General features: G+C 70.7%; 1 pseudogene. It reads left to right on the forward strand.

From position 1 onward, the window contains the following. Positions 1 to 283: pseudogene (locus J0695_RS43010) on the forward strand (4-hydroxy-2-oxovalerate aldolase); the annotation flags it as partial.

The raw sequence follows: 283 nt of genomic DNA on the forward strand, positions 1-283 counted from the left end.
GGCGACGGCCTGTCCGGCTCCAGCATCACCTACGGCGTCGGCGCCCACACCGACTGGGAGTGGATCGAGGCCGTCTGCGACGCTGTGACCCACGCGGTGCCCACCACCCTCCTGCTGCCCGGCATCGGGACCCTGCACGACCTGAAGCAGGCCCACTCCCTCGGCATCCGCTCGGTGCGCGTGGCCACTCACTGCACCGAGGCCGACATCTCCGCGCAGCACATCGCCGCCGCCCGCGAGCTGGGCATGGACGTGGCCGGATTCCTGATGATGTCCCACATGG

This window comes from Streptomyces beijiangensis (assembly GCF_017315755.1).
GTDB lineage: Bacteria > Actinomycetota > Actinomycetes > Streptomycetales > Streptomycetaceae > Streptomyces > Streptomyces beijiangensis.